This is a genomic window from Paeniclostridium hominis, assembly GCF_014306135.1.
GTDB classification, from domain to species: Bacteria; Bacillota; Clostridia; order Peptostreptococcales; family Peptostreptococcaceae; genus Paraclostridium; species Paraclostridium hominis.
In genome coordinates this window covers 105250-122301 of record NZ_JACRWD010000002.1, presented here as the reverse complement: position 1 = coordinate 122301, position 17052 = coordinate 105250, and the positions used below count along the sequence as shown (strand labels likewise).

The following is a 17052-nucleotide window of genomic DNA, read 5'->3' as shown; positions in this document are numbered from 1 at the left end:
AAAAAATGAATCCTTGCCATGAAAAAAAGACTGCATATGCAGTCTTTTTTTGTATTAAAATAAAGAATACTATTAATTTGATTGGGGGTTTTAGGTTAATCCAAAGTTTTAAAAAGATAAAACTAGTAGATACAGATATTTGTATATGATAAGATATAAATAATTACATTTTAATATTGGAGGAGATTTATGAGTACGTTAAAAAAGGTAGTTATTGGGCTAATAGTTTTTATAGTAGCGGTACCTATGGTAGCTTTTGGATACTTTTATTTTAAGCTAAACTCAATGTATGATAAAGGTTCTGCTAAAGATATAAAATCAAAGATTCAAAAGGTAGAAGAAAAAGGAGGTGTAACTAATATTTTACTAGCTGGAATCGATGGAAATAACTTAGAAAAAGGAAATAGATCAGATTCTATGATGATACTTACTATAGATGATAAAAATAATGATATAAGAATTACATCATTAGCTAGAGATACATATGTAGATATACCCGGTTATGGAGAGCAAAAGTTAACTCATGCGTATGCTTATGGGGGACCTGCACTTTTACTTCAAACCATAGATAAAAATTTCAAAATAAAAATTGATAAATATGCAGCTGTTAGTTTTGATTCTTTTGAAAAAATAATAGATGCTATAGGTGGTGTAGAAATTGATATATTACCTAAAGAGGTAAGCCATATACCAGGAATTGATGGACCAGGTAAACAAAAATTAAACGGAGCAGAAGCTCTAGCTTATAGTAGAATAAGATATGCAGATGATGCTTACCACAGAGATAATAGACAGAGAACTGTACTTCAAGCAGCTTATAATAAATTAGCGAAAACATCTAGTGGAGATTTAATTGAATTAGGAAACACTATAATTAGTTACACTAAAACAAATATGCCTCCAATGGAAATATTTAAGCTAGCAACTAAGGTATTAAAAATGAATAGTACCAATTTTGCTCAACTTGAATTCCCACTTGATGGGCATAGAGATGGAAAAACTATTAGTCAAGAAAAAGGTTGGGTAATTTTCTGGGATAAAGAATATAACAATGAACAATTACACAAGTTTATATATGATTATAAGAGTTTTGAAAATAAGTAGAAAATAAAAAATTACCCATTTTGGGTAATTTTTTTTATTAAAAAAAATACGAGAATAATATTCAGCAAGGTGATGTAATAGGTATATTAAGTAATATAGGGGATAAGCTAGAGTTCAGGTTTAGTCATGAAATTTAGAAATAATAAAAATTATATATTACAATGTCTATTAGTTTAATAAGTAAATAATTCATAACAAAAAGAAATATCAAAATTGAATAACCCAAATTGTAAAAAAAGCAAAACAAGTCATTTGAAATATATCTATTTTGATGAGATTAGTAGAGAAAAAAATTTAAAATGTCAAGAAACTTAAACTCAAACTTTAATAAAATCAGCAGACAAAAATAAAAAATACACATTAAATAAAATAAAATGCCATGAGAACGTTTTATATATTAAAAAATAATAGAAAAACGCAAAAAACAGTAAAGAATGAAAATGAAATGTCGATAATGGAAATTAGTATCTAAAAAAATAGTATTATGCAACACTACAAAACATTTTCTATAGAAATATCGTGGAAGTTACAAGGGAAAAGATAAAAATCTATAGTGAAATAATAATAATTTATCTAAAAACAAAAAACGTAAAGAAAAAATGGAGGATAAAATGGAAGAAACTATTGATTTAAGAGAGTATTTTCAAATTATCAAAAAAAGGTCTTGGATAATTGCAGTAATAACTATAGTAGCAATGATATTAAGTGGAATAATAAGTTTTTTTATATTAAGTCCGGTATATGAAGCAAATACAACATTAATAGTTAACACAGAGCAAAATAAAAAGGCAGAATTTATAACAGGAGATCAACTTACAGTTACTCAAAAATTAACACTAACTTATGGAGAAATAATAAAATCTAGAGCAGTATTAGACTCTGTTATAGATAGGTTAGATTTAAATTTAGATTATGAAAAACTAAGCAAAATGATATCTGTATCTCCAGTTAAGGACACACAAATTATATCAATAACAGTTCAAGATAAAGACGCTGAACAAGCGATGGATATAGCTAATGCTATACCAAGAGTATTTACAAAAGAAGTAAAAAGAATAACTAAAGCAAATAGCGTTGAAGTAATAGATAAAGCTGTTGCACCAGAAAAACCAATAAAGCCTAGAAAAGCCTTAAATATAGTAATAGCAGCATTTTTAGGATTTATAATAGGATTATTTGTAGCGTTCATACTCGATTATATGGACAATAAAGTAAAAACTCCACAAGATATAGAAAAATACACAGGATTACCGATACTTGGAGTTATCCCTAATGAAAATATGGAAAAGAAAGGTGGTAGATAATTATGTTAGAAAGACTAATAACAAAAATAAATCCAAAATCACCTATTTCAGAAGCATATAGAACTGTAAGAACTAATATAGAGTTTTCAAACTTAGATAAAGAAATAAAGACAATTGTTGTAACAAGTTCTCAACAAAATGAAGGTAAAAGTACAGTAATAGCAAACCTAGCAGTTAGTTTTGCAGGAATGGAAGATAAAAAGGTATTAGTAGTAGAAGGAGACTTAAGAAACCCTACAGTACACAGAATGTTTAACGTAAGCAACTCTCATGGTATTACAGAAATATTAACAGGCCAAAGAAATTTTGAGGAATGTGTAAATCAAACAGAAGTACCAGGACTTAGTGTTGTTACATGTGGTAAAATACCTCCAAATCCATCAGAAATGTTAGCATCAAGAAAAATGAAATCATTCATAGCATCATTAAGAGATTGCTATGATTACATATTTATAGATGCACCACCAATAGGGATTATAACAGATGCAGGAATAATATCTACTTACGCAGATGGGACTATGTTAGTAGTTGCATCAAATGAAGTAGACGTTGAAATGCTAAAAATAGGAAAAGAAAGATTAGACAAAGTAAATGCAAATATATTAGGGGTTGTACTTAATAAATTCGAAGATTCAAGTGGTTCACATGGATACTATAACTACTATTATGAAGGTGAATCATCTCAGGGTAGGGCTAAAAAGAAATCAAAACGAAAAAATAACAAAACAAAATAAATAAAAGTATATGTGCTAAGTAGATTCACTTAGCACATATGATAAAGCAAGTCAAAGGAGGTAAATTTATGCAAAATACTAGCACTAATCTTAGTTTTTGTGAGACTCTCGTTAGAGAGGAATTGATTGAACTAAACAATAGTGTAAGTAAAGGCTACTTAGTTGTCAAAAGAATTATAGATATTATAGGATCAGCAATAGGAATAATACTTTTACTACCTGTATTTATAATAGTATCAATACTTATAAAACTAGAAGATCCAAAAGGGAAAATATTCTTTGGACAAGAAAGATGTGGTCAATACAGTAAAACATTTAAAATGCTAAAATTCAGATCTATGGTATACAATGCAGAAGAACTATTAAAAGAACTTCAACACTTAAACGAACAAACTGGACCAGTTTTTAAAATTAAAGATGATCCTAGAATAACAAAAGTTGGGAAATTCATACGTAAAACAAGTATAGATGAGTTGCCCCAACTATTTAATATACTTAAAGGAGAAATGAGTTTAGTTGGACCTAGACCACCTATTCCAAGAGAAGTAGCACAGTATAATGCTTACCAATTACAAAGATTAGCTGTTAAACCTGGACTTACTTGTTATTGGCAAGTAGGAGGAAGAAACAGTATAGACTTTGATGGATGGGTAGAACTAGATTTAAAATACATACAAGAAAGAAGTACTTGGGTTGACATAAAGTTAATATTCAAGACATTTTTTGTATTATTTGGAGATGACAATGCATCATAAAAAAATAAGAATTAAGGTGATTAGATGAAAAAAATATGCTTTATAGCATCAAGTGGAGGGCATTTTGAACAAATAATGATGCTAAAACCACTAATACAAAAACATGATAGCTTTGTTGTGACAGAGAAAACTAATTACTCAGTATCAAACGAAGATATACCCTTTTATTATTTAAAACAAGTCAACAGACATGAAATAAAATTTATATATTACATGATTATAAACAGTATAAAGACATTAAAGATATTTTTAAAAGAAAAGCCTGATGTAGTTATATCTACAGGAGCTTTATCTACAATACCTATGTGTTTACTTGCAAAGATATTTAGAAAAAAACTTATATTCATAGAATCTTTTGCAAAAATAAAATCTCCTACACTTACAGGAAAACTAATATATAAATTTGCAGATCAATTTTATGTTCAATGGGAAGAAATGAAAAAAGTATATCCAGAGGCAATATATAAGGGGGGGATATATTGATATTTGTAACAGTAGGCTCACAAAAGTTTCAATTTAATAGATTATTAGAGGAACTAGACAATTTAGTTGAAAAAAAAATTATAACAAAAGAAGTATTTGCTCAAACAGGTTATAGTGGATATAAGCCAAAACATTATAAATACAAAAACTTCTTAGATAGAGAAGAATTTAGTAGAGTAATGGAAAGCTGTGACACAGTGATAACTCATGGTGGAACAGGAGCTATAATAGGAGCAGTAAAAAAAGGTAAAAAGACAATAGCAATACCTAGATTAAAAGAATTTCAAGAGCATGTAGATGACCACCAACTACAAATAGTAGAACAATTTAGTGATCTAAAATTCGTAATAGGTATAAATGATATAAAAGAGTTAAAAGATGCAATAAATAATAGTGAAAAAATAGAAGTGAAACAATACATTTCAAATACCAAAACGATAATAAATAGTATTGAAGAGTTTTTACAAAAATAATTGAGAGGTAAATTTATGAAAAGTTTAAGAAAGTTAGGGATGTTTTTACCTACAAAAGTAGTTTTATATATAGATTATGGAAGAAGTTACAAAAAACTATTAAACTTGAAAAATCCTAAATACTTTGGTGAAAAAATTCAATGGATTAAATTCAATGGCAACTTAGAAAAATTTGGGAAATATGTTGATAAATATGAAGTAAGAAAGTATGTAGAAGAAGTATTAGGACCTGAATATTTACCCAAATTATATGGAGTTTATGATAGTGCACAGGAAATAAATTTTGACAGGTTACCAAAGCAGTTTGTTTTAAAAATGACAAATGGAACTGGTGGAAACATCATATGTAAAGATAAAAGTAAACTAAATATAGAAGAAACAATAAAAAAATTAAACTCTTGGCAAAAAGAAAAGTTCTATAAGTACACTAAAGAAAATCAATATAAAAATATAAAATCAAGAATTGTATGTGAAGAATATTTAGAAGATGAAACAGGTAGTTTAAGAGACTACAAATTCCATTGTTCAAAGGAACAAGTTCATATGATTGAAGTACACACAGATAGATTTACAAATCATAAAGAAAACTACTATGATCCAGATTGGAATGATTTAGATGTAATTTGTAAATTAGGAAGAGTAGACCATATAGATGAGCCTAAAAATTTAGAAGAAATGAAAGAAGCAGCAATAAAATTATCTACAGGATTACCATACGTAAGAGTTGATTTTTATTCTGTTAACAATCAAATATACTTTGGGGAATTAACATTTACACCTGCAAATGGAACAGATCCTATGAAGCCTCTAGAAGAAGATATTAAAATAGCAAAAATAATAGATCTTTCAGAATATTAAACAAAGGAGGCAATGCAATGAATATACTTATGATTGGCCCCCACAAAGACAAGGTCAAAGGTGGGATGTCAACAGTTATAAAGGAGTATACAAATTCAAAATACTTAAAAGAATTTAATATACAAAACATACATACTGTGGTGCCTGGATCGAAAATAAAAAAGATATTATATGGGTTAAACTCAATGGCTATTATGAGCTATTGCCTAACTTTTAAAAACATAGATTTAGTTCACATACATACAGCATCAGGTAAGAGTTTTTTTAGAAAAAGTATGTTTATAAAAATCGCCAACAAATTTAATAAAAAAATCATACTTCACATACATGGAGGAGCTTTTGAAGATGTATATCTAAATGCTAATCCAAGTACAAAAAACAAAATAACTCAAAACCTAAATAAATGTAACAAAATAATAGTTTTAAGTGAAGCTTGGAAAAAGAAAATAGAAAAAATGACTAATTCAGAAATAGTTGTTATAAATAATTCAGTTAATTCAAATAAAAATAATCACTATAACACAAAATCTAAGAAAATACTTTTTATTGGAAGAATAGAAAAAGATAAAGGAATTTTTGATTTTATAGAAATGGCAAAAGAATTAGTAAAAAGCGATGACAGTATAAGATTTACTGTTTGTGGAGACGGAGAACTAGAACAAACTAAGCAATTAATAGAAAAATATAACCTTCAAGATAAATTTGAACTATTAGGATGGGTAAGTAAAGAGGAAGTAGAAAAAGAACTAAAAGATACTATGATATTTGTGCTTCCATCATACAAAGAAGCTATGCCAATGGCTATACTTGAAGCTATGAGTTGTGGCGTTCCTACAATAGCTACAAACATAGGAAGTATACCAGAAGTTATAAAAGATATGGAAAATGGTAGAATTTTTGTACCAGGAGATATAAAAAAACTTGTAAGTATAACTAAAGAAATGATCGAAAATCAAAATCTAAGAGAAAATTACAGCAACAAAAGTTTTAAAGATATAAAAGAAAATTACAGCAACGAAGTTAACCATAATAAAATAAAAGACTTATATCTTTTAACTGGTGGAAATAGGAGCAAAAAATGATACCTGTATTTCAGATGATTTTGATAGCAATGATTTTCCAAGATTTAATACAAGTAAATGTACCTTTTTTCAGTTACATGGATGAAGGCTTAGCAATGATTACTACAATATATGCGCTAATATTATTACTAAACAAAAAGAAAGCTATAAAAATAACTAAGTACGAATTAATAGCATTAATATTTTTCTTACTATATTTATTTTTAGGATTTGTATCAAATGCTACACATAACATCATAGGATTTAAACATGGAATTCTTAGTATGATTATGACAGCAAAAGGGTATATGCTTTACTTTAGTTGTAGAGTAATATTTCAATACTATGATGTTAAAGCAAGTATATTAAAAAATATAAGTAAAGTACTAGAAATATCATTATACATATTAGCACTAATAGGTATAGTAAATATTCCTTTAAACTTTTTAGAAGATCAAGGTATGAGATTTGGTCTACATACAGTTTCTATAGGATTTTCACATCCAACAGAACTTGCTTTCTTTGCGATAATTTCAATGACTACAATACTTTTATATTATAACTATACAAACAAAACTAAAGGTGAACTTTCAGTAATAATTGCAAGTAGTTTATTGGTACTTTTTACAGGAAGAAGTAAGGCCATAGCATTTATATGTGTTTATATAATATTATTTTATTTCATGAAATTAATTAAAAAGTTCAAATTAAAATACTTTATACTTTTAATACCAATAATGGTATACATAGCACTACCGAGAATAATATCAGAATTTTTTAATGGAGCTAGAGGATACTTATACACAGCAGGATATAAAATAGCCACAGACTATTTCCCTTTAGGAACAGGATTTGGAACATTTGGATCATATATGTCTAGGGAGTTTTACTCTCCATTATATTATGAATACGGATTAAGTAGTGTATGGGGATTATCTCCAAGTATGCCATCTTATATAGCTGATACATATTGGGCAATGATAATGGGAGAAACTGGATTTATAGGAGTTGTATTACTAATACTAGTTTTATATTTTATATTTGTTCAATTTTTAAAAGGCTACAATGACTATAAAAGTAAAATTATTACATTTGGATTAATTTGCTATACAGTAGTAACAAGTATAGCAGAACCTATATATTCAAGTAACAAGTGTGCTGCATTATTTATGGTTTTAGCACTGTTTATGACGATTCGAAAAAGCTATTATGAAAAAATAAATAAGTAGAGAGGGACCGGATGGAAAAATTATTAAAGATAATTTTAAAATATAGAAATAGACATGCTAAAAGCAGAGTTGTAAGATTTTTACTACATCTCTTATATAAAATAGATTTACCTAGAGAAGTAGTTATAGGAGAAAATTTTATTTTAGCACATAACGCACCAGGTCTAGTGGTTCATCCACAAACTGAAATAGGAAATAACGTAAAGCTATACCAAGGAGTTACATTAGGAAGAGCGGATATACATAAAGAAATACACGAAAGTGAATTTGAGAAAATTAAAATAGGAGACAATTCAATAATATGCGCTGGAGCAAAAATTTTATGTAAAAAAGGAACTTTAACAATCGCCAAAGGAAGCTTAGTAGGCGCAAACTCAGTACTAACTTGTTCTACAGGAGAAAATGAAATTTGGGCAGGAATACCAGCAAAAAAAATAGGATATACAAAATAACAAATCAAAAACTGAATATAACACTAAACCAAGCATAAAACATAGCAAAATATACCGTAAAAAAACACACTGATAAACAAATTATATATACAATGGGAGGATTTATTCTTGAAATCAAAATTAAGAAACATTCAAAAGCAGGTGTGGTTCTCAATATCGCCAATACTGTATCAAATATCACCAGTAGTAGCTTCAAAAGTACTATTTCTATTTGCTATGAAAAAAAGGCTAGATTTAGAAAATCCTATAACTTTTAACGAAAAAATTCAATGGCTAAAACTATACTGGCAAGATGATAGAGTTGCCAAATGTGGTGATAAGTACGATGTAAGAGAATACGTTGAAAGTTGTGGTTTAGAAGAGATATTAAACCCTATATATGGAATGTACAAAAATGCAGAAGATATAGACTTTAATAAATTACCAAAGAAATTTGCACTAAAAGGGACTCATGGATGCGGATATAACATAATTTGTACAGACAAAGAAAAATTAGATTTAGAAAAAACAAAAGAAAAATGTAACATTTGGTTAAAAAGTAGATACTCACAAGTATCAGCAGAAGTGCAATACGATAAAATGGAAGCAAAACTAATAGCTGAAAAATTCATAGAAGGAAGAGATGGAAACGGACCTGTAGACTATAAAGTCTTTTGCTTTAATGGAGAAGCAAAATTTACTATGGTATGTGAGGAAAGAGGAGGAAGCGAAAGAGCTAAATTTTATTTCTTAGACAATAAGTGGAACATACTTCCTTATAATAACGACTCTAAAATTGTTCAAAAAGAAGGAAAAGTTAAAAATATATACAAACCAAAATCTTTTGAAAAAATGATAGAATATGCACAAAAACTAAGCGAGCCATTTCCTTTTGTTAGGGTAGATTTCTACGATGTAGATGGACGACCAGTATTAGGAGAAATGACTTTTACTCCATGTGGAGGAATAGATAGTAGATTAGATAAAGATGTAGATATCATGATGGGAGATTTAATCACACTACCAAAAGAAAAGATAATATAAGACAAATAAAACAAAGCAAAGAGTCAACATAGGAGGAGTTATTATGAGGAGTGTTGGATTTTTAGTTAGTTCAAAAGAAAATGAGTATAGAAGAGCATTAACGCCAGAAGACATATATAAAATTAAAAATAAAGATATGTTGTTTTTTGAAAAAGGATATGGAGAAAAACTAGGGTTTGAAGATAGAGACTATATAAAAGCGGGAGCTAAAGTTGTAGATAGAGAAGATCTTCTAAAAAAAGATGTTTTATGCGACCCTAAAATAGGAGATGCAGAATATTTAGAACAACTATCAACAGGACAAGTATTATTTGGATGGATACATGCAGTTCAAAACAAGCACATTACAGACAAAATAGTAAACAGCAAATGCACAGCAATAGCATGGGAAGACATGTATGAATACGGAAGACATGTATTTTGGAAAAACAATGAAATAGCTGGAGAAGCTTCAATATTGCACGCATATAGCTTATACAAAAAAATGCCTTATGATACGAAGGTAGCGATACTAGGCAAAGGCAACACAGGAAGAGGAGCTTTAAATATATTAAAAGCATTAGGCGCAGACGTAACTGTATACGATAGAAAAACAGAAGAACTATTTAAGCATGAACTACATAAATACGATGTAATAGTAAACACAATCTTATGGGATATAGAAAGAACTGACCATATAGTTTACAAAGAAGATTTAAAAAGAATGAAAAAAGGTAGCATGATAATAGACATAAGCTGTGATGCCAACGGAGGTATAGAAACGAGTAAAGCTACAACTATAGAAGATCCAATTTACTATGAGGAAGGAATACTACACTATGTAGTTGACCATACACCGTCACTTTACTACAAAACCGTATCAAAATCACTAAGTGAAGAGGTATGTAAGTACATAGATTTAATAATTGAAGAAAAAGAACAAACAAACAACACACTAAAACAAGCAATTATAATAAGCCAAGGAAACATTATAGATGATAGAATAAATAAGTTTCAAAAAAGACTTTAATTATAAAACTTGCAAAAAGGAGAGACAACAATGAAAATTGCAATAGCAGGAACTGGATATGTAGGTTTATCTAATGCTATATTACTAGCACAAAACAATGAAGTAATAGCAGTAGATATAATTCAAGAAAAAGTAGATATGATAAACAACAAGAAATCTCCAATTGTAGATGAAGAAATTGAAGAATACCTAACTACTAAAAACCTAAATCTAATAGCAACGACAGATGCTTATAAAGCATACAAAGATGCAGAGTTTATAATAATATCAACACCAACAGACTATGATCCAGAAAAAAACTACTTTAATACAAGAACAGTAGAAGCTGTTATAGCAAATGTATTATCCATAAACCCACAAGCTACTATGGTAATAAAATCAACAGTACCAGTTGGATATACAGAAAGAGTAAAAGCTATGTTTGATACGGATAATATCATATTTTCACCTGAATTTTTAAGAGAAGGAAAAGCATTATATGATAATTTACATCCTTCAAGGATAATAGTAGGAGAAAAATCAGAAAGAGCAGAGAAATTTGCAAACTTATTATTAGAAGGCGCGGTTAAGAAAGATATTCCAGTATTATTTACAAATTCAACAGAAGCTGAAGCTGTAAAATTATTTTCAAATACATATTTAGCACTTAGAGTAGCTTATTTTAATGAATTGGATACATATGCAGAACTTAGAGGATTAGATACGAAGCAAATAATTGAAGGGGTAGGCTTAGATCCAAGAATAGGAAGTCATTATAACAATCCTTCTTTTGGATATGGAGGGTATTGTCTTCCAAAAGATACAAAACAATTAAAAGCAAATTATGAAGATGTACCTAACAACATAATAGGTGCTATAGTTGATGCGAACAGAACAAGAAAAGATCATATCGCAGATCAAATAATAAAAAGAAATCCTAAAAAAGTAGGAATTTATAGATTAACAATGAAAACTAACTCAGATAATTTCAGAGCATCTTCGGTTCAAGGAATAATGAAGAGAATAAAAGAAAAAGGAATAGAAGTTGTTGTATATGAGCCAGTATTAAAAGAAGATAGCTTCTTTAACTCTAAAGTTATAAGAGATTTAGATGAATTTAAGTCAATATGCGATATTATAGTATCAAATAGATTATCAAAAGAACTTTTTGATGTAGAAGAAAAAGTTTATACTAGGGATTTATTTAATAGAGATTAAAATTGAATTTGGAGGTGAAATTTAAATGAAAAAGAAAGTAAGAAAGGCCATAATACCAGCAGCTGGATTAGGAACAAGGTTTTTGCCTGCGACTAAATCTCAGCCAAAAGAGATGCTTCCTATAGTTGACAAACCAACACTACAATACATAATAGAAGAAGCAGTAAACTCAGGAATAGAAGAAATATTAATAGTTACAGGTAGAAGTAAAAAATCTATAGAAGATCATTTTGACCGCAGTATAGAATTAGAACTTGAATTAGAGCAAAAAGGTAAAAATGAAATGTTAGAACTAGTAAGAAGTATATCTAACATGGTAGATATATACTTTATACGTCAAAAAGAACCAAAAGGACTTGGACATGCAATATATTGTGCTAAAAGTTTCGTAGGAGACGAGCCATTCGCAGTACTTTTAGGAGATGACATAGTAGATAATGATGTACCTTGCTTAAAACAATTACTAAATGCATACAATGAATACAATACATCTATACTAGGTGTTCAGGAAGTAGCAAAAGAAGACACTAACAAATATGGAATATTAGATGTTAAATATATAGAAGATAGAGTATACAAAGTAAAAGACATGGTTGAAAAACCAAAAGTTGAAGAAGCTCCATCGAATATGGCTATACTAGGGAGATACATAATAACTCCAGCTATATTTGATATACTTGAAAATCAAAAACCTGGAAAAGGTGGAGAAATACAATTAACTGATGCACTAAAAACATTAGGTGAACATGAAGCAATATATGCATACAACTTTGAAGGAAGAAGATATGATGTAGGTGATAAACTAGGATTTTTAGAAGCTACAGTAGACTTTGCACTAAAAAGACCAGAATTAAGAGAAGAATTTATGAAATTCTTAGAAGTAAAAGTTAATAATAGAAATAAATCTATTGAATCACCAAAAGCAGAAATAGAAATAGAACAATAAAAAAATTCGTAGGATAAAACCTACGAATTTTTTTATTTAAAATTTAATTATTATTACCAAAAAGTAAAAAATTAGTTAGAAAAGATAAATAATATTTAGAAAATTTTCGACAAATTTAATGATATTCGACAGAATAATCTGTCGAAAAATAACAAAAATTACAAAAAAAAGGAATAAAATGCAAAAAAACACAGAACGAATTATTTTGAAGTTGTAAAAATTTTTACTATAATAAGGAAGAATAAAACAGAAAACTACAAAAAAACAAAGTAAAATAGTAGGAATTAAAGAAAAATAGCTATAAAATGCTAAAAATTTATAAAATCAAAGAAAATGGAGGTAAAAATGGAAGAAACTATTGACTTAAAAGAATATTTTCAGATTATCAAAAAAAGAGCTTGGATAATAGTTTTAATAACAACTATTGCAATGCTTGTAAGTGGAATCATAAGCTTTTTTGTATTAAGTCCAATTTATCAAACTAAAACAACGTTAATAGTAAATAGCGACAAAGCACCAGGTACAAATGTAGTAACAGGAGACCAGATAAGCGTATCTCAAAAACTGGCAGTAACTTATGGAGAAATAATAAAATCAAAAGTAGTACTTGATGAAGTAGCAAAAGAATTAAAAATAAAAGGTGGATACTCAGAAATTGAAAAAAAATTAAGTGTATCACCAGTAACAGATACACAAATATTAGAAGTTTCTGTACAAGATCATAACCCTAAAAGAGCAGCAGATATAGCAAATGCAATACCAAAAGCATTTACAAAGGAAGTAAAAAGAATAACAAAGGCCAATAATGTAGAAGTAATAGACAAAGCTATAGTTCCCAAAATTCCAGTAAAACCTAATAAAATTATGAATATAGCAATAGCAGGTGTTTTAGGAGTTATGATCTCATTATTTGTAATATTTTTACTTGAGTATATGGATAATAAAATAAAGTCACCGCAAGATATACAAAAATACTTAGAACTGCCTTTATTAGGAGTAGTTCCAGATGAGTACAAGGGGAAGAGAGGTGGAAATAAAAAATGATAAGCTTAGTAACATTTAAAGAACCAAAATCACCAGTATCAGAAGCTTACAGAAGTATAAGAACTAATATAAAATTTTCTAGCATAGATAAAAATATAAAAACAATATTAGTTACTAGCAGTAAACAAGATGAAGGAAAAACAACAGTTATATCAAACATGGCAGTAAGTTTTGCAGCATTAGAAGAAAAAAAAGTTCTAATAATAGATGCAGATCTTAGAAATCCTAGTGTACACAAAAATTTTAGCTTGACAAATACATATGGATTAACAGAAATATTAAGTGGACAAAAGAATTTTAAACAAGTAGTACAAAATACAGAAATTAATAACTTACAGATAATAGCAGCTGGGAAGATGCCACCTAATCCATCAGAAATGCTAATATCTAAAAAAATGGAAGAATTTATAAAAACACTAGAAGAAAGTTATGACTACATATTTATAGATACTCCACCTATAGGAGTTATAACGGATGCAGGGGCTATAGCTAATTACGCAGATGCGACAATATTAGTTGTAGGATCTGGAGAAACAGATATAGAAATGGCAAAAATAACAAAAGAAAAATTAGAAAAAGTAAAAGCAAATATCATAGGAGTTATTTTAAATAAATATACAGGGGAAGACAATGCTTATGGATACTATAGTTATTGCTATGAAAAAAATGATAGTAGCAGAAAAGCTAAGCATAAAAAGAAAGCTAAAAAATTAGCACATTTTTAATTTAAAGGGGGTGTAAAATTTAAATGGATGCGCAAATCAGATCTCCAAGAGAAGAAAATTTATTAGATAAAGCTTTAAGTAAATATAAAACAAGGCAACTAATATTAAAATTTGCAGATATAGTATGTATATTAATATCGTTTATAGTATCAGTATGGTTAGTTCACGAAATTAAACCATTAGAACATGAAATGATATTACTATCAGTAATATATATAGTAATAAATATATCATTACTTACTGTATTTAAGTGTTATCACAGTCTATGGAGATACGCAGGAGAAGAAGAACTACTATCTATAGTATTAGCTTGTTCAATAGCAGTAATGCCATCATATTTAATACATAAGTTTGTAGGGGGACAACTTTCAATAATTTTTTATTTATTAAATTTGATATTAACAATATCACTAACGGGTGGAATTAGACTAATATACAGAACGGCAAGAAGAATAGCTATTAGAGATAACTTAAAAGATAAAGCTAGCAAAGTACTAATAGTAGGAGCTGGAAGTGCGGGAGATATGGTAATTCAAGAATTAAAAAACAACCCGCAGCTTTTAAAAAAACCAGTAGGAATTATAGATGATGACATAAATAAAATGGGAAGAAGAATTCATAATATACCAATATTAGGAACAACAAACCACATAAAAAATGTAGTTGAAAGAAATGATATAGACGAAATTATAATCGCAATAGCTAATATAACTAAACAAGAGAAAAAAGAAATTATTGAAGTTTGCAAAGATACAAAATGTAAACTTAGAACTATACCAGGCATATTTGAAATAATAGATGGAAAAGTTGATATAAAAAAAATTAGGGATGTTGAGATAGAAGACTTATTAGGTAGAGAACCTATAAAAGTTAATTTAAAAGAGATGAGTGAGTATTTACAAAATAAGGTTGTACTTGTTACAGGTGGGGGAGGAAGTATCGGAAGTGAGCTATGCAGACAGGTTGCAAGTTTTAATCCAAAACAACTTGTAATACTTGATAACTATGAAAATAATGCATATGCAATACAACAAGAACTTATAAGAAAGTATCAAAATAAATTAAATTTAAAAACAATTATAGCTTCGGTCAGAGAAGGAAAACGATTAGATGAAATATTTAATACATATAAACCAGATATAGTTTTTCATGCTGCTGCACACAAACATGTTCCTCTTATGGAAAATAGCCCAAGTGAAGCTATAAAAAACAATATATTTGGAACGAAAAATGTAGCTACCATGGCAGATAAGTATAAAGTTAAAAGATTTGTACTTATATCTACCGATAAGGCAGTTAATCCAACTAATATAATGGGAGCTACTAAAAGAGCTGCTGAGATGATAATTCAGGTTATGAACAAAAGTAGTGAAACAGAGTTTGTAGCTGTTAGGTTTGGAAATGTACTTGGAAGCAATGGTAGCGTTATACCACTTTTTAAGAAACAAATTGAAGAAGGTGGGCCAGTAACTATAACTCACCCAGATATTATTAGGTATTTTATGACTATACCTGAAGCTGTGCAACTTGTTATACAAGCAGGAGCTATGGCAAAGGGTGGAGAGATATTCGTACTTGATATGGGAGATCCAGTAAAGATAGTTGATTTGGCAAATAACTTAATTAGACTAAGTGGATTTGAGCCTAATGTAGATATAGATATTAAGTTTACTGGGCTTAGACCTGGAGAGAAGTTATATGAAGAGTTACTTATGTCTGAGGAAGGATTAATGGATACTGAGCATAAGAAGATATTTATTGGAAAGCCAATAGAGTTTGATGTTGATAGAGCTAAAAAACATTTAGAAGTATTAAAAGATATAGTTGATAAGGAAGAAGTAGATCTAATTGATAATGTTATGAGAGAACTAGTTACTACTTATATTAGACCAGAAGATGTAAATGAAAAACAGTTAAGAGAGGTCCAAAACAAAAATATAAGAGAGGAAGAAATAAATTATGTCTTATCTTGTAGTAGTAGCTCACCCTGATGATGAAATATTAGGAGCTGGAGCTACGATATATAAATTAGCACAAGAAAATAAAGAAGTTAATGTGTGTATCCTATGTGGGGATGTAGAAGTGCGCCAATATAGGCCAGAAACAGAAGAACTTAATTATGATATAAATAGTGCAACAAATATGGTAGGTATAAAAAGAGTTATAAAAGGAGTTTTCCCAAACATAGCACTTAACACTGTGAAGCATCTAGATTTAGTTCAATTTATAGAGAATGCTATTATTGAAACTAAGGCAGATGTAGTATTTACACATCATCCTAAAGACTTAAACAATGATCATTACCATACTTCTATTGCATGCCAAGCTGCAACTAGAATATATCAAAGAAGGACAGATATAAAGCCATTAAAGGAATTGTTATTTATGGAGGTACCTTCTGCAACTGAATGGTCTACAGATTCGAGTGGAAGACAATTTACACCCAATGTATTTGTTGAGGTTGGAGAAGAAAGAGTAAAGAAAAAAATAGAAGCATTATCATTATATAGGGGGGTAATGAGGCCGTATCCTCACCCTAGAAGCAAAGAAGGAATAACAGGTTTAGCTGCATACAGAGGAAGTCAATCAGGAACTATGTACGCAGAAGCATTTGAAAGTGCCTTTAGAAGAATTGATATATCGGACAATATTTAG

At 28.8% G+C, this 17052-nt stretch carries 18 protein-coding genes; all 18 read left to right on the top strand.

What is annotated here, in order from left to right:
• The first annotated feature begins 189 nt into the window (after positions 1-189).
• The 18 genes from H8891_RS08475 to H8891_RS08390 all read left to right on the top strand — a co-directional run bounded on the left by H8891_RS08475 (position 190) and on the right by H8891_RS08390 (position 17052).
• Positions 190-1104: an LCP family protein gene (locus tag H8891_RS08475; protein WP_243207815.1), complete on the top strand. Its 915-nt coding sequence runs from the start codon at positions 190-192 to the stop codon at positions 1102-1104.
• A 611-nt stretch (positions 1105-1715) separates the two neighbouring features.
• Positions 1716-2408, top strand: a complete 693-nt coding sequence (locus tag H8891_RS08470; RefSeq protein ID WP_187006099.1) for a YveK family protein — start codon at positions 1716-1718, stop codon at positions 2406-2408.
• 2 nt (positions 2409-2410) lie between these two features.
• On the top strand, positions 2411-3142 hold the full coding sequence (locus tag H8891_RS08465) for a CpsD/CapB family tyrosine-protein kinase (RefSeq protein ID WP_187006098.1): 732 nt from the start codon (positions 2411-2413) through the stop codon (positions 3140-3142).
• Positions 3143-3210: 68 nt separating this feature from the next.
• The gene (locus H8891_RS08460; protein WP_187006097.1) at positions 3211-3897 is read left to right on the top strand and encodes a sugar transferase; all 687 of its coding nucleotides are present in this window, start codon (positions 3211-3213) and stop codon (positions 3895-3897) included.
• Positions 3898-3921: 24 nt separating this feature from the next.
• Positions 3922-4380, top strand: coding sequence for a PssD/Cps14F family polysaccharide biosynthesis glycosyltransferase (pssD, locus tag H8891_RS08455; RefSeq protein ID WP_187006096.1), 459 nt, complete (start codon positions 3922-3924; stop codon positions 4378-4380).
• Positions 4377-4853: a PssE/Cps14G family polysaccharide biosynthesis glycosyltransferase gene (gene pssE / locus H8891_RS08450; RefSeq protein ID WP_187006095.1), complete on the top strand. Its 477-nt coding sequence runs from the start codon at positions 4377-4379 to the stop codon at positions 4851-4853. The genes pssD and pssE overlap by 4 nt, the downstream gene beginning before the upstream one ends.
• A 15-nt stretch (positions 4854-4868) precedes the next feature.
• The gene (locus H8891_RS08445; protein ID WP_187006094.1) at positions 4869-5711 is read left to right on the top strand and encodes an ATP-grasp fold amidoligase family protein; all 843 of its coding nucleotides are present in this window, start codon (positions 4869-4871) and stop codon (positions 5709-5711) included.
• A 17-nt stretch (positions 5712-5728) separates the two neighbouring features.
• Positions 5729-6793 carry a glycosyltransferase family 4 protein gene (locus tag H8891_RS08440; protein ID WP_187006093.1) on the top strand — a complete coding sequence of 355 codons (1065 nt, stop codon included), beginning with the start codon at positions 5729-5731 and terminating at the stop codon, positions 6791-6793.
• The gene (locus H8891_RS08435; RefSeq protein ID WP_187006092.1) at positions 6790-8001 is read left to right on the top strand and encodes an O-antigen ligase family protein; all 1212 of its coding nucleotides are present in this window, start codon (positions 6790-6792) and stop codon (positions 7999-8001) included. Before H8891_RS08440 ends, H8891_RS08435 begins: the two co-directional genes overlap by 4 nt.
• A gap of 11 nt (positions 8002-8012) precedes the next feature.
• Positions 8013-8453, top strand: coding sequence for a serine O-acetyltransferase (locus H8891_RS08430; RefSeq protein ID WP_187006091.1), 441 nt, complete (start codon positions 8013-8015; stop codon positions 8451-8453).
• Between the two features lie 108 nt (positions 8454-8561).
• Complete coding sequence (locus H8891_RS08425; RefSeq protein ID WP_187006090.1) at positions 8562-9476, top strand: ATP-grasp fold amidoligase family protein; 915 nt, start codon at positions 8562-8564, stop codon at positions 9474-9476.
• Between the two features lie 43 nt (positions 9477-9519).
• Positions 9520-10485, top strand: a complete 966-nt coding sequence (locus H8891_RS08420) for a N(5)-(carboxyethyl)ornithine synthase (protein WP_187006089.1) — start codon at positions 9520-9522, stop codon at positions 10483-10485.
• 30 nt (positions 10486-10515) lie between these two features.
• Positions 10516-11682: a nucleotide sugar dehydrogenase gene (locus H8891_RS08415; protein ID WP_187006088.1), complete on the top strand. Its 1167-nt coding sequence runs from the start codon at positions 10516-10518 to the stop codon at positions 11680-11682.
• 25 nt (positions 11683-11707) lie between these two features.
• The gene (gene galU / locus H8891_RS08410) at positions 11708-12628 is read left to right on the top strand and encodes a UTP--glucose-1-phosphate uridylyltransferase GalU (protein ID WP_187006087.1); all 921 of its coding nucleotides are present in this window, start codon (positions 11708-11710) and stop codon (positions 12626-12628) included.
• A 345-nt stretch (positions 12629-12973) separates the two neighbouring features.
• Positions 12974-13672, top strand: coding sequence for a YveK family protein (locus H8891_RS08405; protein ID WP_187006086.1), 699 nt, complete (start codon positions 12974-12976; stop codon positions 13670-13672).
• Entirely contained in the window at positions 13669-14397 is a 729-nt protein-coding gene (locus H8891_RS08400) for a CpsD/CapB family tyrosine-protein kinase (protein WP_207723605.1), read from the top strand. Before H8891_RS08405 ends, H8891_RS08400 begins: the two co-directional genes overlap by 4 nt.
• Before the next feature lie 23 nt (positions 14398-14420).
• Positions 14421-16388 (top strand): polysaccharide biosynthesis protein, encoded by a 1968-nt coding sequence (locus H8891_RS08395; protein WP_187006085.1) that lies wholly within the window; start codon positions 14421-14423, stop codon positions 16386-16388.
• Positions 16357-17052 carry a PIG-L deacetylase family protein gene (locus tag H8891_RS08390; protein WP_187006084.1) on the top strand — a complete coding sequence of 232 codons (696 nt, stop codon included), beginning with the start codon at positions 16357-16359 and terminating at the stop codon, positions 17050-17052. The genes H8891_RS08395 and H8891_RS08390 overlap by 32 nt, the downstream gene beginning before the upstream one ends.